The organism is Serratia sp. CY27727 (assembly GCF_052169275.1).
Lineage (GTDB): Bacteria > Pseudomonadota > Gammaproteobacteria > Enterobacterales > Enterobacteriaceae > Serratia > Serratia sarumanii.
In genome coordinates, this window is sequence record NZ_JBJNLB010000005.1 from 163,965 (window position 1) to 185,494 (window position 21,530).

At 54.7% G+C, this 21,530-nt stretch carries 22 protein-coding genes and 1 pseudogene; 6 read left to right on the forward strand and 17 right to left on the reverse strand.

All coding sequences use genetic code 11. From position 1 onward, the window contains the following. Positions 1–152: 152 nt before the first annotated feature. Complete coding sequence (locus tag ACJ8HB_RS14830; RefSeq protein ID WP_094860112.1) at positions 153–902, forward strand: NAD-dependent epimerase/dehydratase family protein; 750 nt, start codon at positions 153–155, stop codon at positions 900–902. Between the two features lie 32 nt (positions 903–934). Here the strand turns inward: ACJ8HB_RS14830 and ACJ8HB_RS14835 are convergent, their stop codons facing one another. Further along, positions 935–2,101: an MFS transporter gene (locus ACJ8HB_RS14835; RefSeq protein ID WP_047569876.1), complete on the reverse strand. Its 1,167-nt coding sequence runs from the start codon at positions 2,099–2,101 to the stop codon at positions 935–937. A gap of 730 nt (positions 2,102–2,831) precedes the next feature. Between ACJ8HB_RS14835 and ACJ8HB_RS14840 the strand changes: the two genes are divergently transcribed. Further along, the gene (locus tag ACJ8HB_RS14840; protein ID WP_162846235.1) at positions 2,832–3,002 is read left to right on the forward strand and encodes a hypothetical protein; all 171 of its coding nucleotides are present in this window, start codon (positions 2,832–2,834) and stop codon (positions 3,000–3,002) included. Positions 3,003–3,066: 64 nt separating this feature from the next. On the opposite strand, the gene ACJ8HB_RS14845 is transcribed toward ACJ8HB_RS14840, so the two are convergent. The 6 genes from ACJ8HB_RS14845 to ACJ8HB_RS14870 all read right to left on the reverse strand — a co-directional run bounded on the left by ACJ8HB_RS14845 (position 3,067) and on the right by ACJ8HB_RS14870 (position 8,932). Beyond that, positions 3,067–3,579, reverse strand: a complete 513-nt coding sequence (locus ACJ8HB_RS14845; protein WP_047569878.1) for an Mpo1 family 2-hydroxy fatty acid dioxygenase — start codon at positions 3,577–3,579, stop codon at positions 3,067–3,069. A gap of 71 nt (positions 3,580–3,650) precedes the next feature. Then, positions 3,651–4,094: a universal stress protein gene (locus ACJ8HB_RS14850; protein WP_033636596.1), complete on the reverse strand. Its 444-nt coding sequence runs from the start codon at positions 4,092–4,094 to the stop codon at positions 3,651–3,653. A 21-nt stretch (positions 4,095–4,115) separates the two neighbouring features. Further along, positions 4,116–4,889, reverse strand: coding sequence for a siderophore-interacting protein (locus tag ACJ8HB_RS14855; RefSeq protein WP_047569880.1), 774 nt, complete (start codon positions 4,887–4,889; stop codon positions 4,116–4,118). Then, positions 4,870–6,315 carry an efflux transporter outer membrane subunit gene (locus ACJ8HB_RS14860; RefSeq protein WP_094860113.1) on the reverse strand — a complete coding sequence of 482 codons (1,446 nt, stop codon included), beginning with the start codon at positions 6,313–6,315 and terminating at the stop codon, positions 4,870–4,872. Before ACJ8HB_RS14860 ends, ACJ8HB_RS14855 begins: the two co-directional genes overlap by 20 nt. Next, positions 6,312–7,355 (reverse strand): HlyD family secretion protein, encoded by a 1,044-nt coding sequence (locus tag ACJ8HB_RS14865; RefSeq protein ID WP_047569882.1) that lies wholly within the window; start codon positions 7,353–7,355, stop codon positions 6,312–6,314. The genes ACJ8HB_RS14860 and ACJ8HB_RS14865 overlap by 4 nt, the downstream gene beginning before the upstream one ends. Before the next feature lie 41 nt (positions 7,356–7,396). Continuing rightward, positions 7,397–8,932 (reverse strand): MFS transporter, encoded by a 1,536-nt coding sequence (locus ACJ8HB_RS14870; RefSeq protein ID WP_047569885.1) that lies wholly within the window; start codon positions 8,930–8,932, stop codon positions 7,397–7,399. Between the two features lie 140 nt (positions 8,933–9,072). Between ACJ8HB_RS14870 and ACJ8HB_RS14875 the strand changes: the two genes are divergently transcribed. Next, positions 9,073–9,975 carry a LysR family transcriptional regulator gene (locus tag ACJ8HB_RS14875; RefSeq protein WP_047569888.1) on the forward strand — a complete coding sequence of 301 codons (903 nt, stop codon included), beginning with the start codon at positions 9,073–9,075 and terminating at the stop codon, positions 9,973–9,975. A gap of 227 nt (positions 9,976–10,202) precedes the next feature. After that, entirely contained in the window at positions 10,203–10,562 is a 360-nt protein-coding gene (locus ACJ8HB_RS14880; RefSeq protein WP_052133472.1) for a TonB family protein, read from the forward strand. Between the two features lie 293 nt (positions 10,563–10,855). Here the strand turns inward: ACJ8HB_RS14880 and ACJ8HB_RS14885 are convergent, their stop codons facing one another. From ACJ8HB_RS14885 to ACJ8HB_RS14930, 10 genes and pseudogenes are all read right to left on the reverse strand, one after another. Then, positions 10,856–11,791: a retron St85 family RNA-directed DNA polymerase gene (locus ACJ8HB_RS14885; protein ID WP_230199901.1), complete on the reverse strand. Its 936-nt coding sequence runs from the start codon at positions 11,789–11,791 to the stop codon at positions 10,856–10,858. Position 11,792: 1 nt separating this feature from the next. Further along, positions 11,793–12,746 carry a retron St85 family effector protein gene (locus ACJ8HB_RS14890; protein ID WP_047569890.1) on the reverse strand — a complete coding sequence of 318 codons (954 nt, stop codon included), beginning with the start codon at positions 12,744–12,746 and terminating at the stop codon, positions 11,793–11,795. Between the two features lie 414 nt (positions 12,747–13,160). Continuing rightward, a pseudogene (locus ACJ8HB_RS14895) lies at positions 13,161–13,311 on the reverse strand (Arm DNA-binding domain-containing protein); the annotation flags it as partial. A gap of 543 nt (positions 13,312–13,854) precedes the next feature. Continuing rightward, a complete protein-coding gene (locus ACJ8HB_RS14900; RefSeq protein WP_080298877.1) occupies positions 13,855–14,616 on the reverse strand; it encodes a WYL domain-containing protein in 762 nt (253 codons plus the stop codon). Positions 14,617–15,705: 1,089 nt separating this feature from the next. Next, positions 15,706–18,039: a primase-helicase zinc-binding domain-containing protein gene (locus ACJ8HB_RS14905; protein WP_047569892.1), complete on the reverse strand. Its 2,334-nt coding sequence runs from the start codon at positions 18,037–18,039 to the stop codon at positions 15,706–15,708. An 11-nt stretch (positions 18,040–18,050) separates the two neighbouring features. Next, positions 18,051–18,386, reverse strand: coding sequence for a DUF5375 family protein (locus ACJ8HB_RS14910; protein WP_047569894.1), 336 nt, complete (start codon positions 18,384–18,386; stop codon positions 18,051–18,053). Further along, positions 18,383–18,646 carry a hypothetical protein gene (locus ACJ8HB_RS14915; protein ID WP_016928972.1) on the reverse strand — a complete coding sequence of 88 codons (264 nt, stop codon included), beginning with the start codon at positions 18,644–18,646 and terminating at the stop codon, positions 18,383–18,385. The genes ACJ8HB_RS14910 and ACJ8HB_RS14915 overlap by 4 nt, the downstream gene beginning before the upstream one ends. After that, complete coding sequence (locus ACJ8HB_RS14920; protein WP_072021636.1) at positions 18,643–19,188, reverse strand: host cell division inhibitor Icd-like protein; 546 nt, start codon at positions 19,186–19,188, stop codon at positions 18,643–18,645. The genes ACJ8HB_RS14915 and ACJ8HB_RS14920 overlap by 4 nt, the downstream gene beginning before the upstream one ends. Before the next feature lie 5 nt (positions 19,189–19,193). Next, a complete protein-coding gene (locus tag ACJ8HB_RS14925; protein WP_033638862.1) occupies positions 19,194–19,439 on the reverse strand; it encodes a hypothetical protein in 246 nt (81 codons plus the stop codon). After that, on the reverse strand, positions 19,436–19,699 hold the full coding sequence (locus ACJ8HB_RS14930; RefSeq protein ID WP_047569897.1) for a helix-turn-helix transcriptional regulator: 264 nt from the start codon (positions 19,697–19,699) through the stop codon (positions 19,436–19,438). The genes ACJ8HB_RS14925 and ACJ8HB_RS14930 overlap by 4 nt, the downstream gene beginning before the upstream one ends. A gap of 531 nt (positions 19,700–20,230) precedes the next feature. On the opposite strand from ACJ8HB_RS14930, the gene ACJ8HB_RS14935 reads away from it, so the two are divergent. Both ACJ8HB_RS14935 and ACJ8HB_RS14940 read left to right on the forward strand, forming a co-directional pair. After that, a complete protein-coding gene (locus ACJ8HB_RS14935; protein ID WP_047571707.1) occupies positions 20,231–20,956 on the forward strand; it encodes a hypothetical protein in 726 nt (241 codons plus the stop codon). Then, the gene (locus ACJ8HB_RS14940; protein ID WP_047569899.1) at positions 20,953–21,207 is read left to right on the forward strand and encodes an ogr/Delta-like zinc finger family protein; all 255 of its coding nucleotides are present in this window, start codon (positions 20,953–20,955) and stop codon (positions 21,205–21,207) included. The genes ACJ8HB_RS14935 and ACJ8HB_RS14940 overlap by 4 nt, the downstream gene beginning before the upstream one ends. The last annotated feature ends 323 nt before the right edge of the window (positions 21,208–21,530 follow it).

Below are 21,530 nucleotides of genomic sequence, written 5' to 3' on the forward strand. Positions count from 1 at the left end.
CATCCCACGATATTCACCCGCGCAAAAATCACCGTGCGCAATTGACGATGGCGACAGAAACATCAGAGAGACTAATTAAAACGACTGGACAAAAGTCACGCGGGGGATTATTACTGGTCAACGCGTAATCGAGAGTAGGGATGGCAGTCATCATGGTGTTGCGTACTGATGTAGGACGGATTCTGATCACCGGCGCCGGCGGCCGGGTAGCCACGGCGTTTCGTCTGGCGATGGGCGATCGCTACCCGCTACGGTTGGCGGAACGAGACATCAGCCTGCTGAGCGATCGGCAGCCGGGCAACGAAGTCATCAGCTTCGACATCGCCGATCTCGATGCCTGCCGCGCGGCCTGCGCCAATATCGACACCGTGTTGCATCTGGCGGCCGATCCCTCCCCCGATGCCGACTTCTGCGGTTCGTTGATGGACAACAACATTCTCGGCACCTTCAATATCTTCCGCGCGGCGAAAGACGCCGGCTGCCGCCGGGTGGTGTTCGCCAGCAGCGCGCAGGCGGTGGAAGGCTATCCGCTCGATTACCAAATCCGCCCGGATGACGCGCCGAAGCCGAAGAACCTGTACGGCGCCAGCAAAGCCTTCGGCGAAGGCATCGCCGCCTACTTCGCCCATCAGGAAGGGCTTTCCGCCCTGTCGGTACGCATCGCCAACTTCACCACCCTCAGCCCGGGCGATCGGCTCAGCGCTCGCGACATGAGCGCGTTCCTCAGCCATCGCGACGCCGCCGATCTGCTGGAACGCTGCATTCGCGTCGAAGGGGTGAAATATGCGGTGGTGCACGGGGTTTCCAATAACCGCTACACGCGTTTATCGTTGGAAGAGACCCGTCGCCTGCTGGGTTACGCCCCGCAGGACGATGCGTTCAGCCTGCTCGGCTTTGAGTAGGTGCGGCGAGCAGGCCCGCCGCATCTGCGTATTTAGCCGTTGGCGTAAACGACTTTTGCAGCGGCGCGGCTGGTGAACAACACCAGCAGCAGCGCCAATCCGGCGATAATCGCCCCCATCACCGGCACGAAGCTGTAGCCCAAACCGGCGGAGACCACCGCGCCACCGGCGGCGGCGCCCAGCGCGTTGCCCAGGTTGAAAGCGCCGATGTTGACCGAAGACGACAGCCCCGGCGCGTCGCTGGCCACGCGCATCACGCGCATCTGCAGCGGCGGCACCACGGCAAAGGTCGCCGCGCCCCAAATCACCATGCTCACCGCCGCGCCGATGTCACTGCGCGCCAGCAGCGGGATCAGCAGCATGATGGCCACCAACAGCAGCAGGAAGCCCTTCAGCGTCGCGCTCTCGGAACGGTCGGCGAACTTGCCGCCGAGGTAGTTGCCGATGGAGAAACCGACGCCGATCAACACCAGCATCACCGTCACGAACAGCGGCGTCGCCTCGGTGATGTGCTGCAATACCGGCGAGATGTAGGTATAGAGCGTGAACATCGCGCCCGCCCCCAGCACGGTCGTCAGCAGCGCGGTCAGCACCTGCGGGCGCACCAGCACCGACAGCTCGCGCTTGACGTCAGGGCGCGCCCCGGCGCTGCCTTTCGGCAACGAGAACCACAGCCCCAGCATGGCGATCACGCCCAGCCCGGCCGTCGCCAGGAACGACATGCGCCAGCCGATGGTTTCACCCAGCCAGGTCGCGGCAGGCACCCCGCCGATATTGGCGATGGTCAGGCCCATAAACATGGTCGCTACGGCGCTGGCCTGTTTCTCTTTCGGCACCACGCTGGCGGCCACCACCGAACCGAGGCCAAAGAAGGCGCCGTGGTTCAGGCTGGTGATGATGCGCGACAGCATCAGGGTGGTGTAATCCGGCGCGATGGCCGACAGCACGTTGCCCAGGGTAAAGATCGCCATCAGGAAAATCAGCGCGCTTCTGCGCGCCCGGTGCGACAGCAGCAGCGTCATCAGCGGCGCGCCAACCATCACGCCGACGGCGTAGGCGCTGATCAACATGCCAGCCATCGGAATGGAGACGTCCACCCCTTTGGCGATGGTCGGCAGCAAGCCCATGGGAGAGAATTCGGTGGTGCCGATGCCAAACGCCCCCACCGCCAGCGCTAACAAGGGATAATTCACTTTCATGCAACAACTCCGGTTTACCGCTGCCGAAGCGCGGGAACAGTTAAGATGCCGAAAGTATGACATTGATCACACCAAAGATAAGCAGGCAGGAGGCTAAAAGACTTTTGCAAATTTGTTAAAAGTGAGGAGGTGAGATCGGCATTGGGCATCAAGGTTGCTTTACCGCGATCGCGGCGATGCGTGCGGAGAATGGCGTTAATGCGTCTGAAGGATAAGCGCCGAGGGGAATCACTCTGCACTTGGGGTATTTAACCTCCGCATACCATGCCCGGATAAATCCAATGAAAAACCAACGATATTCCTTACTGATTATGCGTTATCGGCGATAGCATGGAAAACCCTTGCCCTACCAACTCACTGATATACACGCAATGAATGTAACCAACAAAATCAATTCTTATATAATTCTGACATGAATTATATAAACCAAATAAACACCATTGATATCAGAATACACAAAAACAAACTAACATAATGAAATTGAAAAAATTTATAGATAGTTTCCAAAACAATTAAATTAAAAAATAATTACAATTCATAGATTAAAATGATAAATAAGTTGATATTTAAAATTTAAAAACGTAAATAAAAAAGTCAAACCATCCAAATAAGAAAGAGAAAACATGCCTATCTTCCATATTCTCCCCTATGGGTTGAATATATAAGCGAACATGTAAATATCTTTATGCCCGGCGCTATGGTGGCGCCGCTTTGATTAAGGAAAGATCGTATGTCTAAGTCACCTATTGGTACTACCGCCTCAACAGGACAGAAATGCCCGGAAAGCGGTGTCTGGGAAGTGGTTGGCAAACCCTCAACCACAGCGCCAATCGCCAAAGGCAATATCATGCCTCCCTATGGCGGCAAAGGCGTCACCTGGAAATTGATCCAACACGCCTAATCTGAACCCATTCAGCCTCTTTCTTTGAAAGAGGCTCTTCATCTGACTATCGGAATCGCCTCGTTTAGCGCTTTGCATTGCGCACTTTGCCCGCACGCAGTTCGATGTTCCGCGCCAGTTCGCGCAGCCCGCCGGCCAGGAAGCAGGCTTCCGCCAGCACGAACAGCGGGCCGATGATAAGACCCGTCACGTCGTCCATAAACGCCGGTTTTCGCCCCTCCCAGACGTGCCCGACAAACTGAAACAGCCAGCCGATGACGAAACCGCCGATGCCGATGCTCAGCCACGCCGCCGTCGACAGCGACGCCACCCAGGCGCCTAACCCGAGGCACAGCAGCAGCAACGCCAGCATCATGACGCCAAGGCGCAGGTTCAACCGCAGGTAATAGAGGGCCGCGACGATCACCACCGCGTAGGCCGGCGAAAACGGCAGCCATCCCGCGCCCCACGCCGGCCGGGAGAGCAGCGCCAGCAGGCTGACGACGATCAGCGGGATGCCGATAAAATGCGTAGCGATATTGCGCACATCGCGGTGGTAGGCGGCATAAGCGGCAAGTTGATCTTCCAGACTTCGCATGTTGACCTCCGGTATGTTCGGCCTTCGTCGCCGAACGCGCGCAGCCGCATGCGGCTGCCCTTACCCATAGCTTAGCGCGGGATCACCAATACCGGTTGGCCAATCTCATCCAGCAGGCCGCGCGTGACGGAGGCGTTCAGCCAGCGCCCCAACGAAGACAGGTGGCGGTGCGAGATGATCAGCAAATCGCAGTTAAACAGCGCCATCTGTTCCGGGATCACCTCGATGGGCGCCCCGGCGGCCAGCAGCCCCTGGGCGTTGAAGCCCATCTGTTTCAGCGCCCGCGTCACCTGTCCGACCTGCTTTTCCGCCAGCGCCTCTTCGCGCTGGGCGGCGGGATATTCCTCGCGCTCGTCGCTGTCGAAACGCAGGCCGCTGCGGCTGAGCGTGAAGGCATTGTCTACCACCGTCAGTACGATCACGCCGCCGATGCTGCCTTGCAGACGCGCCATAAAATCCAGGGCATTGCCGCTGTGTTCAAAACAGTCCACCGCCAATAACACTCTCTCAATCATAACAACCCTCATTCGCCCGAGTTACATCGCACCCTTGAAGTTGGCTTCGCCCTTTTTCCAATAACCCTTGGCAAACAGCGCAGCGCGGGAAATGCCCATTTCGTTGATAAAGCGCGCCTTCAGGTAGGCGGCGACCTGGTGTTCGCAGGCCAGCCACACCTGCCCTTCGCCGGGCGGCAGCTCGCAATGGCTGACGGCCTGCACCAGCGGGCTGTTCATCACGCTGTCGAAATGTCGGGTGCGGATTTGCCAGCTGTTCACCTGCAAAAAGGAGTAATCGACGTCCTGAATCTCCTGCGCATCGCCCACTTCGGCGAACCACAGCACCGGCAACGGGGCAGACAGCGAGGCGAGGATGGTGCGCATGGCGGGCAGCGCGGTCTCATCGCCCAGCAACAGCAGCCAGCGGGTTTGCGGCAACAGACGAAAGCCGCCGGAGCAAGGGCCGGCGAACCCCAGCTTGTCGCCCGGCATCGCGTCGCGCGCCCAGTTCGACGCCGGGCCTTCGCCGTGCAGCACCATGTCGATATCGAAGGTGCGGGCGAGTTTGTCGATGCCGCTCAGGGTGTAAGCCCGTCCGGCCAGCGTGTCGCGCCACGGGAAGAACACCTTGACCCAGCTGGCCGGCTCCTGCGCGCGCGGATCGGCGATAAACTTATCCACATCGTCGCCGCTCAACGTGATGCGGCGGATCCGGGCGGTGACTTGCCGCACGGCGCTCACCCGGGCCTCGCGTTTGCGGCGGGTGTCCCTTTCCAGCATCTCGTCGACAATTTTATTCAGCGTGTTGTGCATCAGCCTTCTCCTGCGGCGCCGCCGGCGGATAGGTGTGTTCCCAGCCACCGCCCAGCGCTCGATAGATATTCACCACGGCGATCGCCGTCTCCTCCTGAGAAACAATTTGCGCGGACTGCAGATCCAGCAGCGCACGCTGCGTGCTCAGAACATGGATAAAATCGCTGGCGCCGTTCAGATAGCTGTCGCGCGCCAGCGCAAACGCGTGCCGGTTGGCGGCCAGCGCCTCGGCCAGGTGCGTCTGGCGGCGCTGCTGGGCGCGATAGCCGGAAAGCGCGTCGTCGATCTCGTGCCAGGCGCGCAGCACCGTTTGCTGGTAGGCGATGGCCATTTCCTGCTGCCGGTATTCGCTCAGGCGCACCCGCTGGGTGATTTTCCCCCCGTCGAACAGCGGCAGATACAGGGTGGGGCCGATGGCGAAGGTATGCGTGGACCAACTGCCCATATCCGCCAGCGCCAGCGCCTGATAGCCCGCGTTGCCGGTCAGCGTGATGCGCGGATAGTAGTCAGCGGTGGCGACGCCGATCTCGGCGGTCGCCTGATGCAAACGCGCCGCCGCTTCGCGAATATCCGGCCTGCGCAGCGCCAGATCCGACGGCACGCCCATCGGCACCGCGCGCGCCAGCGTCGGCAGCGGCCCCGTCGGCGACAACATCGCTTTCAGCGCGCCCGGCCGCTCGCCCAACAGCAGGCTGATGGCGTTGATCAAGCGTTCCTGCCGATCGACCAGCGTCGGCAGCAGGGCATCCACCTGCGCCAACTGCACCTGCGCCTGATCGATATCCAGTTCGTTGCCCGCGCCGCTTTGATAACGGCTTTGCGTCAGCTGCAGCGTGCGCAGCGCCGTGGCGCGGTTTTCCTGCGCCACCGTCAGCTGCTGCTGCGTGGCGCGCAGGCGCAGATAATCGCTCGCCATCTCCGCCGTCACCGACGTCAGCAGCGCGCGCCGATTCTCCTGCGAAGCGGCGAAGCCGGCGCGCGCGCTTTCCGACGCGCGACGCAGCTTGCCCCACATGTCCAGCTCCCAGCTGGCGCTGAATCCGCCGCGCCAGAGGTTATAATCCGCCTCTCCGCCGTTGCCGGACGGATCCATGCTGCCCACCGAGGTGGCGCGCTGGCGCTGATAGGCGCCGTCCAGGCTCAGCTCCGGCATCAGCGCCGCCTCGGTCACGCCCAGCAGGGCGCGGCTTTGCTGCATGCGCGCCGTGGCGAGCTGCAGATCCAGGTTGCCGGCCGCCGCGCGCTGCACCAGTTGCGACAGCGGCGCGTCGTTGAATATCGACCACCAGGCCACCGGCAGCGCCCCGCCGCCGGCCTGCTCGCCCCAGTTATTGGGCAGCGCGTTCTGCGGCCGAGCGTAGTCCGGCCCTACCGCCCGGCAGCCGCTCAGCGCAATCAACAGCAGCGGGATCACGGCTCTGTTCATTGCAGGCCTCCGTCCAGCGTATTGATGCTGACGTCCGCGGACATCCCGACGCGCAGGGCGCTCAGCAAGGCGGCGTGCTCCTTGTTGCTATCAAACACGATCTTCACCGGGATGCGCTGAACGATCTTGGTGAAGTTGCCGGTGGCGTTCTCCGGCGCCACGGCCGCGAAGCTGACGCCGGAAGCCGGCGCGATGCTGTCCACCTGCCCTTTCAGCGTTTGGCCGGGAAAGGTATCGATATGGATGTCCACCGACTGCCCGTGCGCAATGTTTTCCAGCTGGGTTTCCTGGTAGTTGGCGATGATGTACAGCTTGTCTTGCGGCACGATGGCCAGCAGCGCATCGCCCGGTTTGACGAACTCCCCGACCCGCAGGCTTTTCTTGCCGACCACGCCGCCGATCGGCGCGGTGATACGGGTGTAAGACAGGTTCAGTTCAGCCATCGCTTTCTTGGCCTGCGCCAGCATCAGCTCGGCATCGCTGTCCGCCAGCTTGGCTTGCAGCACCTGCTCCATGTTTCGCGCCGCTTTGAGCGTCGCCTCCGCCTGCGCCACATTGGCGGAAAGCGTGTGCACCCGCGTTGTCGCCTGCTGCGCCGCCTGCTGGGAGCCCGCGCCGCTGCTGGCCATTCTCTGGTAGCGATTCTGCTCCTGGCGCGCAAACGCCAGCTCCGCCTGCGCCGCCTGCCGCTCCGCCTGCGCGGCGGCGATCAGCGCACTCTGGCGGGTGAGGTTAGCCCTGGCGTCGTCCTGCCGGGCGCGGGCGGATTGCTCCTGCGCCGTCGCCTGCGCCAGCGCGACGTTGAATTCACGCGGGTCGATCACCGCCAGCAATTCACCCTGTTTGACCCACTGGTTGTCCCTGACCAACACCTGCGCAATTTCACCGGCAATCTGCGGAGAAATACGCGAGATATCGGCGCGAATATAGGCGTCGTTGGTATTCTGCTGTGTTTCTTTAATAAATAATTTATTGATTAATAACCCCAGCGTAATGACGGTAACCGCCAATACGGCGACGGCGACTTTCTTGTTAGCCATAAAAGTGACTCCACTTAATATTTATTTCTGATGATAAAATGTCAGGCGGCGACCGAACGCGGCGGATAAATACGGGTCGGCATAAATAAAATCAGCGCGGTCAGTAATAACGCCAGGCCGGCAACCAACAGATAAAGATCGGCGCTGGCCAGCACGTGGCTCTGCCGGGCGGCAAGCTGCGCCAACTGCTCCGCCGACCCCGATGCGCGGCTGTAGGCCGAGCCAAAGCCGTCGGCGATCGTGCCGGCGTGATAGTCCCCGCGCTGCCGGCTGAGCAGCGCGATGGCGCCGCCGGCCGCGGTGGCGGCGAAACCCTTCACCGCGTTGAACCAGGCCGCCGCAAACGGCCCGTCGGTCGGCAACAGCCCGCCGGTCGCCTGCATCAACAGGGGGATGATCGCCATCGGTTGAGCGACCGCCTGCAACAGCGCGATAACGCGAAACGTGTCGCCGTTCCATTCCGGCGTCAGCTGGGCGGCCAGCACGCAGGCGGTGGCCATCAACAGCAGGCTGATCGCCAGCACCCAGCGGCAATCCACCCGCGGCGTATTGCAAATAATGGCGACAATCGGCAGCGTAATTAATTGCGGCAACGCCACCCACAGCATTAAGTCGGAAGTTTGTTCCTGACGATAGCCCTGAATCGCGGCTAAATATCCCGACGTAATATTAACCAGCGACACCATGATTAACAGCACGCCACCCAGCGTAATTAAAGAGAAGGACAAGTTCCTTTTGCTTAATAGCTGCAAATTGAAAAAGGGCAGCGGGTGATACCATTCATTCATCAGAAATAATGCCAATAGCCCGACGCCGCCCAACAATAAAACGTAGATCAGCGGCGAATTCAGCCAGTCGAGGCGCTCCCCCTGTGAGATGCCCATCGTCAGCATGCCGAGTGCCATGCCGCCGAGCAGCAGGCCGCGCCAGTTGAACTGCCGCAGGCGCTCCAGCCGCAGCGGATCCTGCGGCAGACCGTAACCGATGCACACGGCGGCGATCGCCATCAGCGGCAGGTTCCAGTAGAAATATCCGCTCCAGCCCCAGTGAAAGGCAAAGGCGGCGGCGGTGGCGCCCAGCGTGGCGCTCCAGGCGGAGACCCAGCCATAGGCGCCCAGCCCCAGCACCTTGATCAGCGGCGGCATAAAACGCAGCACCACCGTCATCAGCATCGGTGGCAACGCACCGCCGGCGAAGCCCTGCAGGCTGCGCACCGCCAGCAGCGCGCCATACTGTTCTCCCAACCAGGGCGTCAGCAGTCCACCGGCCAGGTAAATGCCGCACATCGTCAACGCCACCCGGCGCAGCGAAAAGGTCGGCCAAAAACAGGGCGTGAACCCGGAACCGATCACAAAGCCGGTGACATAACAGGTGGTCAGCCAGCTGCCGGCATCGAAGCTCAGCAGCATGCCGCCCTGTATATCCGCCAGCGCGAACTTGCTGGCGTTTTCCCCCACGCCGCTGGCCATCACCGCCAAAAACACGCCGAACAACCCCAGCCAGGTTCGGCCGTTGATTTCGCTGGCGCTGGCGAGCCATCGATTTTTGTGGTGCGGCGTAACAGACACCTCAACCATTCCCCACTCCTGCTGTTTCAGCCTCAATCTTTGTTGTCGTGGGCAGTATCCGGGCTTACTTCGATTGTTTAAAATGAAATGATGTAATTAACTAGTTGCACAAAACGCAATCCATAGAGCGCACCATTACCGGAGAGGCCATGCCGCAAAAAATTGATTTCAACCTGATCTATGCGCTGAATCTGCTGCTGGAAGAAGGGAGCGTGAGCGGCGCCGCCGAAAAGATGAATCTGAGCGCGCCGGCGATGAGCCGCATTCTGGGGCGCATCCGCCGGCAGTTCGACGACCCGATCATGGTCAGAGCCGGTAAGCATCTGGTGCCGACGCCGCGTGCGCTGGAGTTGAAACGCCAGCTCGGCGAGATCATCGAGCAGGCCGCCGCGCTGATCGCGCCGAATGAATCCTTCGAGCCCGGCAAGCTGACCAGAACCTTCACCATTCGCGCCAACGACATTTTTATCGGCGCGCTGGCAGGCGGCTTGCTGGAGACGCTGCGGGACATGGCGCCGCTGAGCGGCCTGAAGTTTATCGCCGAAAGCGACAGCGAGGATGACGCGCTGCGCAGCGGCAAGGTGGATCTGGTGATCGGTTCCTCACGCGACTGGCACCCGGAAATCAAGACACAGAGCCTGTTCACCAGCACCTTTCAGGCGTTGGTGCGGCCGGGGCACCCGATCATTGGCCGGGTAACGCCCGAAACCCTGACCCATTACCCGCATATCAGCGTCTCCCGCCGCGGGCGCACCCAGGGGCCGATCGACGACGCGCTGCGCGATCTTGGCCTGCAGCGCAACGTCGCCCTGACCCTGCCGGGCTTCCATTCAGCAATGATGCTGACCATGAAATCGGACTTTATCCTGCCGCTGCCGCGCCACGTGCTGCAGGGGGTGAGCAACATCCACCTGCCGTTAGCAGAGATCGAGCTGCCGCTCGAGCTGGAATCGGTGTTCATCGTGCAGGCCTGGCATCCGCGCCTCGATCGCGATCCGGCGCACCGCTGGCTGCGGCAGACCATCAAGCAGTTCTTTTTGCAAAGGGAGTGAAGGGGTTAGGTGTTGGGGAGAGGGACGATCGCGGCAGAACCCAAATACGCCTGCCAGATAAGCCGGTAACATGGCATTTTGCCGAAGCCCTGCGCATACTCGGTATATTCGATGAAAGCATTAATTATTCAATTAGTTAAAAAATCAGTATCTTGAGTTCCGCTCTATTAGGAGGAGCTCACGGTCTTACATTGTATTTGCTATCTTTTTAACCAATGGATTATGACATGAAAAAACATACGTTTGTCGCCCTCCTGCTACTGTGTTTGACGCCTGCGCTGGCGCTCGGTGCCGCACCGTCCCCCAAAGCTCTCATTAAAACGGCTCCCGTTTACCCTGAACAGGCCCTGTTGAAAAACACCAATGGCATCGTCAAGGTGAAATATGATATCGAGCACGACGGCACGGTCAGCCATGTGCGTATTATGCAGGCGAAACCCGCCGGGATCTTTGACGAGCCGGTGCTGACTGCCATGAAAAGCTGGCGCTTTGAACGCGGTCAGCCAGTGAAGGATCGTGAATTTACTTTTAACTTCACCACCAAACCGCACAACTCAGTCTATGGCAATGGGGTTCCGTTTCGCTGATCGTACGCTAAATTTTCTCTACCCACACAAGCCGTGCTCTCACAAAATGAAAGAAGCAAATTACCCTTACCGGAGCTGGCAATCGCAGAAGAGATTGGGAGATACTGATTGGCGATCACAAGAGTTGAATTTTTCATGTAACCATATGGCAAATAATATTTTATTATAAACTTATGGTGGGGCTATGCACATTTCTATACGTGTATTAAGCTCTTGATGTAATTATGGAACAACCTCAAATTAAAGAAATATAGGGTTATAGATTTACAGATACTTGTGAACGTATGATTCCATTAAATTACCTTATTATGTGAGTTTTCAATACCTCTAATCTCTTGAAAATACTTTCTGTTTAATTTTGTATAAAAATGAGGGTCAATACTCTTGGCATAAGCAATGTAACCTGAAAGTTTATTATAATCCTCTTGCTTTAATCTGCCCTTAGATAATAGAGATATATATAACCGTATTTTATCTTTCATTGACCTATGTAAAGTAACATGGAAATCATGGCATATTTTTAATCCTGTGGCAATTATACTTCCACCTGAAGCACTACAAATATGTATCTTGTCATTATTTATTTTAAAATTAGGCTCAATTCTTTTTATTGTGCTTTTTATAGCATTTAATATTTTAACGCTCGCTCCCTTCAGATTAGTAGATATGATAATATCATCTGCATATCTAGTATATACAGCATTAAGCCTGTCTATCGAATTTAGTTTCAAAGTAAGTTTTTCGTCAAACTCTCTTGCGACAAAATTCGCAATTATAGGAGATGTCGGAAATCCAATTGGAAGGCTTTCATCTGAAATGAAGCATATACTTTTTATCAGTTGCAATAACTCTGCATCATATACATCCGAAAATTCTATGCGATCGCGGTATAATTTAAATGCATACTCAAAGTTACTGTATTTTATTGAGGGAAAAAAATCTTTTAAATCGACTTTGACATAATATTTATTTTTAGCCGTTGCATGCAGAAGAGCATTACTTTTGATCGAACGTCCATTAACAAATGCATAAGCTGAATTATGAATCGGCAGATTTGAGAATATATTACTTATAAGCCAATATTGGATAAGCTTTACTTTGGATGAAGGGTGATAAATCGTCCTGACACCACCATTCCTTTTAGGAATATGCCATTTTTTAGGCAATTCGGGAGATCGCATTACCTCGCTGGTAAATCCCTTTCTCATCAATGTTTCACTGTCAATCAACTTATATATTTCCATTAATATTAACCCTACCCAATTTATTTTTAAGAAAAAAAACTTTAAACATTGATGATATGTTATCCATATCAAAATCATATTTAAAATAATATTGCTTATAAAGGGAATAGTAAAGTTCATCCTTACATGAAATGATTTTTATAGCCATTAAAATACCAAGATGTTTTAGCAGTTCTTTCCTATAGAGCCTATCCTTTCCAAATATCTTTATCGCTATTTCAATGAGCTCACTTAGTTTTAACGGGCCACAAGCTAAAATTATATCATGAATAAATCTAACTGAATCTTTATTAAAGTTATTGGAAGGATCTAGGTCCTCCTTCTTAAGTGTCCTAGCAATTGCACGTTCATTTTTTGATAATATTTCATGTAAGGGATTAAATATCTGACCTACTCCATCTGAACGCTCGATGCTTTCATATCCTTCAACCATCTTATAATGCAAGAAGTGGCCTGATTGTTGGGACTGTTGTGTAATTGCCTTTATAGGCCCCATGTTTATAAAAGATTTTTCATTAATAAATTTTGTGTTATTAATAATGATAAGCTTCTTACGTAAATGCTTACTGTATGCAAATGCCCCAAGTTCGGTAAAAGATGAAAAACTTTCTAAAACAATTATAATATGATCGGCAAGTTTTGAAAGGTCAGCTTCTATATCTAATAAGTTATCAGAGGATGATTCCTCTTCATCTTTACTAAGCTCTTTGAATACCAGTTCGGCAAGAAAGAAATGACAATTGCTAAGATGTTTCTCAGAAAAGTCTATCAGTTCTATGCGCCTTGCAGAAGGCTCACCATTATTTTTATTGGCTCCGCATAGAAAAATAAATTTTTTCACATCCCCGGGACATTTTACTTTGTTTTTTTCAACATAAGTTGCAAACAAATTAGTAGCTCTATGAACTTCTGTACCGACTTTTTTGAGCTGGGTTAACATTGGTCAGATCCTTACACACCAAAATGTTAGGGGACAGAAAAAACCAAACCTACTTGAGCACGTCGATCAGTTATCGGATCGGTGGCCCCCAGCCGCCGCTCCGATAACTGAACGACGGGCATAGTTAAAATACTAGGCGAAACCATGACTCATGGCCCGATGGGCTGTTAACCCATAAAATGCTAGGTTTGGCTACACAAAGCTCTCATATTTGGCGTATAGATTCAAGTCGATGAGAGGAGGAATAGACGTGAATTATTCTTTATGTAGTTATTGGTCACACTATTCACTATGTTTTTTATGAAAATATTTCAATGGATTGCTTGGTGAGGCTTAAGTGACCGGTGAATACCCTACTCATCACTCGCAACGTGTAATTATTAAAAGACCGGTTATTGCCGGTCAGAGATTGTTTAAGCGGGCTTTATCTGCAAACCGGTAGCGGAATCCCCATCCTTTGCTACCGTCGGGGTTTAAGAGCAAGGATAAGCCTTGTTCATCATTGATGAGTGTAGGGCTTGTCTTGTGCCTTGGCGCGTAGGATTTGTACGTCTGTAAGTGCCATATGTATAAGTGAAATCAGTGTATAAAAATTATACATATTTTTCATGGATTCAGGGAGATGCCCTTGGACTGATACGGACAGCAATGTCATTTAATTTACTGTAATTTATGATTTTATTTGGTTTCCTAGGACGTGATAAAAATATAATTTGGCGGAAGATCACAGGAGCACTAAAAGCAACACAAGTCACTGTTTTAAATAAAATAATTATGCATCACCCAGCCATAGTATACACACACATATACATACTTGTTACCGCTACATTCAGAGTTGTTTAAATTACAGCCAATACCGGCGCTTACTCCACTTACAAAAAAGATTTATCGCAAAACTGTTCACCCTATACACTTTTTTGTTTTCTATTTTAATTTCAATGTATTAGCGAGTGTATAGCTACCTTCTCAGTGTACACAACTGTTCACCTACAGGGTGAACAGTCTGAACCTCAGGCACAAAAAAAAACCGGACAGAGCCGGTTTTAAATATTTTTATCATATCAGCGAGTATACTTTATCGCCGTGAGTATAGCGTAAATATTATAACTCACCAAGATGTTGGGGCAATAAATAGCATTTCAGACCCCTCAAAATTTTTAACATTATTTAAATGCAAATGATACACTTTGGGGGAAAGCGTAGCGTCAGGAGAACAATCAACATTCCATGACCTCAGAAAAAACCCAGCCGTTGCCTCTCTTACTTTTATTTTTAGCATTCCTCTAATCATTTTATATTCATATTCTATTGTCTCTTTCACCTTTATACCTGGATGAGGAACAATATCTAACTCAATGAATAAATTCCACTTTTCATCATCCTCAATTTTTTCGCCCACACCTAGCTTTGAGTCAAGTAGTTTAGAGGAAACCACTCTTGATGGTGAAAAGTTTAAGAATTTCTTTCTATTGCTATCAAATGCTCTTATATATATCTTTAACCCATCATCAAAAAGACTGTGTGGTGTAATAATTCTTTTAGAAATGCCATTATCAACCGATAGATATTCAATCTCCACCTTCGATTTCTGCGTGATCGCTCTAGTAATTGGAGCAAACTCTCTTTGCGAAGGCAAATTTATCCTTTGGCATCTGTAAGTATAATACTGTTCACTCTTATCAACTTTCTCCGCCTTTAACCAGCAAAGTGCGTCTATGTCAGTAAGCTCAAAGTGTGGAGAGAAAGTTTCATCTCTAATTACATGTTTTTTAGACTTTTTATCAAAAAAACTGTTCTTTTCATTAGTTAACTCAATGTATTGATTCAGATCTCTTGTAGCAGACGCCTCTTTGATACCAAATGTATCCATGAGGTTCGCTCTTGACACCTCCCCTTTAAAGATGAGTGAAAACTCTATGTATTTCAGCCTGTCACGGCCATGGGGTATAAAACTAGATATCGGGTTCATAATCGCCACACCCTCTTGGTGAAAAAATCAATAGAAAACACTACATGTAGACATTATGACACACATCAGATCGTTTTTGTTCCATTGATGAGATCATTTTGATTCGATTAATGCTTGATCAATTCTGCGCCGTTGGTATACTGACAATCGGCAATAATGCCACGCACATAGGAAGGGCATATCATGGCAGTCAACAAACCATATGGTGATGGACATCGAATTGGTGCGGTACGGGATCGCAGCCAGTGCCAAACCCCCTCGGGTCATTGGGTTAAGCGAGATACTGATACAGGACGATTCATCGATGTGAAATCGGATGGGACTCCGTTTAAAGGAGTTCGCAAAGAAAAATAGCCATTATCGGTGGAACGAAAATGGCTATCCTTGGGGCTAGAGCTTGGTTAATAGTGGAATATTAAACAAGCGAGGATGCTACACGGGAGGTCTCAATCCCAGAGCATGACCTTTGATAAGACGCGAAGATTATACTCTTCTGGCCCCTATATATCCAGAGATCCCTCCTTAATGCAATAGAGGGATTCATATGAATCAACAAAAAGTTGTACATGTGTGCTCTTACGTACGCCGTCGCTTAGGACGTTTAGAGTATGTATGCGCACACTGGCGTTCACTACCGCACGCCGCTTGATAGACCATTAAAGGGGAGGTTTCACTCCCCTTTTTCCTATCAAGAACTTTTCATGCACCTCATCGAAATACCAGCTATCCATTTAAAACAATTTATTTACTTATCAATCAGTTGAAATATCACATTTTAATGATCATAGTGCTTAAAAAAACCGGCCTGAGCCGGTTTGGGGAGCGCTTGTCGTTATGATATTGGCCGTTCAGCGGCCGATAGGATGCCCTGGTGTTGCTGCGTGTATTCGGGTCACTGCCACTATAGGCGGCGTGGCGATTGAGCGTCCAATGGGTTCGGCAGATCAATAAATGCCTATTGATCGGCCCGGCCGATCGACTCGCTCATTGTCACACGGCGCCACACTTCGGCAACCAGTCCGCCTCACATTCCTCACTCAATATCAGGTTGGTCTGTATTCCTTGCTTGGTGCGGCGTTTCAGCAGCGTATGCTCATACTCTTTCAGCGTCTGCGGCACCGCCTGGCCGAACGCCGTCAGGTTCATCACGTGCTGATAGCCCCGTGCCGCCATAAACGACAGGTAGGCGTGGTAAAGGTAGCGACGTGGGTTCGGCGGGGTGATGTTGGCATTACCGATCATCATCCCTTCCGGGGTGCCCAGCACCGTCAGATAGCCACAAAAATCGACCAGCGGATCGGCATGCCGTTTGATTTCCAGGGCTTCCGCCGAACTTTGCTGCGCCTGGAGCAGTGCGCGCGCGTCATTCGGGCTGGCAAAGCGTTGCATCAGGTGACGCACAATCACGGCCAGCTCTTCGGTGATCTTCGCCAATAGCAACGGGTCGCGCTCTTCGGGTGCGATAGCCTCCGGGAACGGCAGAATAACGCGGCGGCGCGAGATGCCGCCGCTGCGGTCGCTGAACTGCATCGGGTTGTTGTTCACCGCCAAAATCACCGCCGGGATGTGCGCCGCGTAGGCATCGCGGTATTTGGGGTCGATGGCGACTGCATCGCCGCCGGTGATGGCCTTGATACCCGCCCCGTCACCGCTCCACTTCTCCTGGTCGGGCAGAATTATCAGCGAGAAGCCGACCACGCTGGCACGTTCGCGCGCCGACTCCAGGTTGTCAATGGTGGCCGAGGTGGTGTTATCGGCACCGGCCAACAGCCGGGCGATGGCCGCCATCACGCTCTTGCCGCTGCCGCCGGGGCCGGTCACTTCGAGGAACAACTGCCAGTCGTAACGGTTGGCCAGTACCATAAAGAGTGCCGCGAGAATGCGCTCCTGCTTGTCGTGGTTGCATCCGGCGGCTCGCGTCAGCCACTGCCAGAAGTGCGGCGCATGGTCGGCCAAGTTCTCCCCGTCGCGCGGCGGGGTGTAGTCCACGCTGTTGACGGTGCGCAGCCAGTGCTCTTGGCGGTGGGCGCTGAACTGCCCGCTGACGGTATCAAACACCCCGTTACGAAAACCTATCAACCGGCGAACCGGGTCGCCCATTTGCGGCACCATCAGCTTGAGGGTGTCCAAAATGCTGTTGATACCGGCGGCGGAGAACGGCGCGCGCACCTTCTGGAACAGCGCGGCAATTTCCCGGCTCAGCTGTCGCTGTGGCAGCACCTGCCAGGCGCCGCGCGTATAGCGGCACAGCTCTTCCCCCACCGGTGGCACGGCCAAGGTGTTGCCGTAGTGCTCGGCCAGCAGTTCGGCCTTCTCGCTGGCGCTCATGGCTTTCAGGTCAGCATCGCTCAGCGTGTCGAACGGGCTCGGCTGCGGCGGTTGGCTGAATGCCTGTAGCTGGGTGCGCGTGGCCTCGGCCCCTTCCCGGCCATAAACGTCGTTCCAGTCTCCTTCCAAGGGCGGCAGTGCCGGGACACCGCCGGTGAGGGTGGCCGCCTCGGCAGCGCGGGTCTGTCCGGTGCCGTTTCGGTCATTATCGGCCGCCAGCAGCAACCGCGCATCCGGGTAATGGCTGCGCAGCTGCTGCGCCACCGCCGCCAGGTTGTTGGCGCTCAGCGCGACGCACACCGTCTCACCGGTCAGGCGATGCACGGTGAGGCCGGTGGCGTAGCCTTCGGTGAGCCAGATAACCGCGTTGTCCGGGCCGTTCAGAATGTGGCAGGCGGCTTTCACCTGCCCGTCTGCCAGCATGCGCTTGTCCCCGTTGGCGTTAATCAGCTGCACGTTAACCACCTCGCCTCCGGCATTATGCAGCGGCAACAGCAGGTCGCCGGGCCGGAAGGTGATACCGCCGACGCGCAGCGGCTGGTCGTGCAAGGTCAGGGTTTCTGCCTCCGGCCAGCCTTTGGCGCTCAGGTAGGCATTGCCGCTTTTGCACTGAGCGGCAGCCACCAGAGCCTGTGCCTGTCGCGCGGCCTTGCGCTGGGCCTCGGCCTTGTCTTGTGGTGAATGACCGGCCTCAGCGGCCGGTGGCAAAGCGTTGGTGTTACTCCCCATCACAGCGGCCACCTGTTCGGCGGCGGCCTTTGTTGACAGCGACAGGGCCTTTTCCACCAGGTTGAGGCCGTCACCGGCCCCGCACTGATTGCAGAACCAGGTGCCGCGCCCGTTCTGGTTATCGAAGCGGAAGCGGTCTTTACCGCCGCAGGTCGGGCACGGTTGCGGCTTGCCGTTCGGCTGCAAGGCAATGCCGAGGGCCGGGAGTATCACCGGCCAGTGGCCGGTGGCGGTGCGTACGGTCTGGGAAACGAAGTGGGCGCTCATCCTTTCTCTCCTCAGTGTACGGTGGCGTTCTGCGATGCCGACAGGCGCTCGCAGCACAGCTCGTCCATCATCTTTTGCCCCAGCGCGGTCAGGCGCGGCGCAGCCACCAGAACGTCCGGCTGCACCATGTCGCTCAGCAGGGTGCACGCCATATCCATGCCGTCCTCTGCGCCGTACTGACGCACAAAATGCCCCTCCAGACGCAGGGCAATCGTCATCTGCAGCTCGTCCAGCGTGTACCCGAGGCTCACCCGGTAAAAGGCGCAGGTATCCAGATAGGCTTGCGCCACGGCGCGGCGGAAAACGGCGGTACGGACTTCAATCGGTAAACAGGATGCAGTGTTCATGCGGCGGTGGCCTCCATGCGGGCAAGGATTTGGGTTTCACAGGTGTTGACGACGTGGCCGAGCTGGTCAGTCAACAAGGCAATGACCGAGGCAAACGATGCCTGTTGCACGGCGTCGGGGCGCTGCCCGCCGAGGTCGAGGGTGTCCAGCAGGTCAAGGAACAGCACGCCGGTGGCGTGCGCATGCTGGAGACGCAGAAAATCGGCGTGCGGGATAGGGTAATGGGTGTCGCGGTAATAACGGTCGGCCAGGGTGTTCATGCTGCCGCCTTAACCGGCAGACGACCGGCAAAGGACAACACATAATCACGGGCCAGCACGCGGCGAGCGTTGTGCTCAGAATCCGCCACGGTGCGCACGATACGCGGGGCGGCAGTCAACGCAGAACGGCGCACGGCCGCAAACAAAAAGCAGAATGTAGGATGAGTCGGGGTGAGGGTCGTAGCCATGGTGGCAGCCTCCAAGGTTAATGGATTACCGCTACCACCGAAGTTCTCACGCAAGGGTGGTAGCCCAGACGGGGGTGAGAAACCGGCAACCTTGGAAACCGGCCAGCACAAAGGCTGCCCCGCCTGAGCCACCATTGATTGACTGCTGCGGTAGCATAACATGCACCGCGCAAAAAATGAGCACACTAAGGCTGTGACATAAAAAAACACGCGTGGCGCGTGTTCATTTGTCGCCAAGATTAAACTCGGGTTCTCACGCCCGGCTGCCGATTTTGCGACAGCGGGAGGACTATAGCGCAGGGCCAGACGTGGGGGCAAGCCGTAAGACGCCCCCGGACGTTCAATCGATCGCATAGTGATCAACAGTCGGTAAGCTGGTCGTTGCGAGTATCGGCAGCCGCGCAAGTCAGCGGCACCGGCCCGGCACGGAACAGGCGCGGCTCAGCCTGGCGACTCGCCAGACGAATAACGCCGTGTTTTTCGCTGCGGTGCTCCGGCAAGACGACGCCAGGCTCTTTACGCTGCAACAGGATAGCTTCCGCCACAAACAGCGCGTCGCGCTCATCGAGGGTGAAATGCTGGCGACCAAAGGTTAACTGCATCATACGGCGGCCCCCTGGTGACGGTTGGCGATACGTTCGTCCATCCACTGCTCGACCTCGGAGGCCAGCCAGGCGACGTTTTTACCGCCGAGGGAGACCTGAGCCGGGAACTGCCGGCGGCTCATCATCTCGTACACGGTGGAGCGGGATAGACCGGTGGTGTAGAGCACTTCCGGCAGACGAATAAAGCGCTCGCGTGGGGTGTAACTGCCAGGAATAACCGGCGACAGGGTGGATGGAGTGGGGGTGGAAACGGTCAACATAAAAACGCTACCTCTTTGTGTCCAGCCAACGCTGGCCGGGACTGTGTGAACTTCGGTAGCGCCCTATTATGTGAATATTTACCGGGGTGGCAACAAGGTGTTGTTGTGTAGCTCGTCAAGAAATGGTTATAAAAACAACAAATTATAATAGCTCAGCAATCCTCACTACTCCTCACCCTTCCTCAACATTACCCCATAGTTTTCAACAATGAATTCATTGCTAATGAATAGGTATAAACAGACTAACCACCGCTAGCCAGGGAAAAGGCTGTTTTGGGCTGGGTGAACAGTGGTGAACACCTGGTGAAGAGTTTAGCGAGAAGTGTTCACCCTATTATTTACTGATTTATCTCTATTTTTTATTTAGGTGAATAGTAGTGAATAGTTTTAGGTAAAACTAAAAACGGCTTGATGGTTTTCTCATCAGTGCTCAAGGCTGTTGTCCTGGGAACACTCCAACCGGGATGAATGGCGATGTTGTATGGCGGTCAGCAGAATAGCTTCACATTGACTGACACCGGAGACACGACCATGAGCACCACCGCCTTACCGAAATACATCACCGATAAACTGCAAGCCCTGCGTGACGCTCGCGCCGCCCACGACAAAAACTATCAGGCGTTGACCGACGTCGTGACAGGCATTGCCCGCTGCCACCAACAGAAGAAAGACACCGAAGTGCAGAGCCAGGAGGCAGAAAGCCAGTGGCGCACCCTGTTTCGCAAACTGCGCGGAGAAATGACGCCGGAACTGCAAGCGCAACACCACAGCCGGATTTCCAAGCGGGAGCTGGCGAAAGAGTTCGACGGACTGATTGAGGAGATGGAGCTGGACAAAATGCAGCTTCACCTCAACTGCGGCGGCACAGCCCCGAAGGTGGTGAGCGCGCACAAAGACGCCCTCACGACCTTTGCAGCTCACGCGATGCATCAGGCCGTGGATGCGCTGAGCAAGGCGCTAATCAGCCCTGACGTTATCAAGGCGTGTGCACTGGCTTCACGGGCTTACGGCGTCTATGCGGACAATCCGATGAGGATGATTGAGCTACAGGTACAGGGCGCCCTACAAGGCCGCATTCGCGCTACCATGGCTACGCAAAATATCGACCACCCGGTGCTGAATGAGATTGGCCTGACGATACCGCAAGAAACCGGCGTATTGCCGGAACTGCAAAGCAGCCCAATTCGCCGGACGCAAGTGGCAAGAGAACTGGCGGAAAAACGCCGTCTGCTGCAAGAGAAAGGGGCCCAATCATGATGCGCTGCCCGCTGTGCACCCATGCGTCCTATACTCGCACCAGTCGCTATATCACGGAACGGACAAAAGAGGCGTATTACCAATGTCAGAGCCTGACCTGTTCTTGCACATTCAAGACGGTGGAAAGCGTCGATAAAATCCTGTGCCAGCCGATACAGGCGCAACCGGTCGATGAGAACGCCTTGCCACCGCCGGAGAAACGGACGCTGAACCGCTATCGCCGCTACAACAGCAATCATACCCTGCACTAATCACACTCCGCCCCGCCGCTCTCGACAGCATCGCGGGGCATTCCCTCTCCCACCTCGCCCAAAACAGCCTTTTTCCTGGCTAGCCAGCCTCAAATTGCGCGTGCATGCATAGGGTGCATGATTTTGCATGCAAGAAAATGCACGTTTCATCCCCGCCAGCACCAGTACTGGCGCGGCCTACGGCCGTTCATGCAACTGCATGAAAAGCGACACATGAAGTGCGCAGGCGAGGCGGGGATAGCATTGCGCGCCATGGCTGCACTTAAGATCTGGACTACCAACGAATGATCAGTTATAAATTAATGGCTCTAAACGTGTATGGC

Excerpts from the sequence above, each read along its gene's own strand:
- ACJ8HB_RS14830 (WP_094860112.1), top strand. The coding sequence starts at position 153 with ATGGTGTTGCGTACTGATGTAGGACGGATTCTGATCACCGGCGCCGGC.
- ACJ8HB_RS14835 (WP_047569876.1), bottom strand. The coding sequence starts at position 2,101 with ATGAAAGTGAATTATCCCTTGTTAGCGCTGGCGGTGGGGGCGTTTGGC.
- ACJ8HB_RS14840 (WP_162846235.1), top strand. The coding sequence starts at position 2,832 with ATGTCTAAGTCACCTATTGGTACTACCGCCTCAACAGGACAGAAATGC.
- ACJ8HB_RS14845 (WP_047569878.1), bottom strand. The coding sequence starts at position 3,579 with ATGCGAAGTCTGGAAGATCAACTTGCCGCTTATGCCGCCTACCACCGC.
- ACJ8HB_RS14850 (WP_033636596.1), bottom strand. The coding sequence starts at position 4,094 with ATGATTGAGAGAGTGTTATTGGCGGTGGACTGTTTTGAACACAGCGGC.
- ACJ8HB_RS14855 (WP_047569880.1), bottom strand. The coding sequence starts at position 4,889 with ATGCACAACACGCTGAATAAAATTGTCGACGAGATGCTGGAAAGGGAC.
- ACJ8HB_RS14860 (WP_094860113.1), bottom strand. The coding sequence starts at position 6,315 with ATGAACAGAGCCGTGATCCCGCTGCTGTTGATTGCGCTGAGCGGCTGC.
- ACJ8HB_RS14865 (WP_047569882.1), bottom strand. The coding sequence starts at position 7,355 with ATGGCTAACAAGAAAGTCGCCGTCGCCGTATTGGCGGTTACCGTCATT.
- ACJ8HB_RS14870 (WP_047569885.1), bottom strand. The coding sequence starts at position 8,932 with ATGGTTGAGGTGTCTGTTACGCCGCACCACAAAAATCGATGGCTCGCC.
- ACJ8HB_RS14875 (WP_047569888.1), top strand. The coding sequence starts at position 9,073 with ATGCCGCAAAAAATTGATTTCAACCTGATCTATGCGCTGAATCTGCTG.
- ACJ8HB_RS14880 (WP_052133472.1), top strand. The coding sequence starts at position 10,203 with ATGAAAAAACATACGTTTGTCGCCCTCCTGCTACTGTGTTTGACGCCT.
- ACJ8HB_RS14890 (WP_047569890.1), bottom strand. The coding sequence starts at position 12,746 with ATGTTAACCCAGCTCAAAAAAGTCGGTACAGAAGTTCATAGAGCTACT.
- ACJ8HB_RS14900 (WP_080298877.1), bottom strand. The coding sequence starts at position 14,616 with ATGGATACATTTGGTATCAAAGAGGCGTCTGCTACAAGAGATCTGAAT.
- ACJ8HB_RS14905 (WP_047569892.1), bottom strand. The coding sequence starts at position 18,039 with ATGAGCGCCCACTTCGTTTCCCAGACCGTACGCACCGCCACCGGCCAC.
- ACJ8HB_RS14910 (WP_047569894.1), bottom strand. The coding sequence starts at position 18,386 with ATGAACACTGCATCCTGTTTACCGATTGAAGTCCGTACCGCCGTTTTC.
- ACJ8HB_RS14915 (WP_016928972.1), bottom strand. The coding sequence starts at position 18,646 with ATGAACACCCTGGCCGACCGTTATTACCGCGACACCCATTACCCTATC.
- ACJ8HB_RS14920 (WP_072021636.1), bottom strand. The coding sequence starts at position 19,188 with ATGCGATCGATTGAACGTCCGGGGGCGTCTTACGGCTTGCCCCCACGT.
- ACJ8HB_RS14925 (WP_033638862.1), bottom strand. The coding sequence starts at position 19,439 with ATGATGCAGTTAACCTTTGGTCGCCAGCATTTCACCCTCGATGAGCGC.
- ACJ8HB_RS14930 (WP_047569897.1), bottom strand. The coding sequence starts at position 19,699 with ATGTTGACCGTTTCCACCCCCACTCCATCCACCCTGTCGCCGGTTATT.
- ACJ8HB_RS14935 (WP_047571707.1), top strand. The coding sequence starts at position 20,231 with ATGAGCACCACCGCCTTACCGAAATACATCACCGATAAACTGCAAGCC.
- ACJ8HB_RS14940 (WP_047569899.1), top strand. The coding sequence starts at position 20,953 with ATGATGCGCTGCCCGCTGTGCACCCATGCGTCCTATACTCGCACCAGT.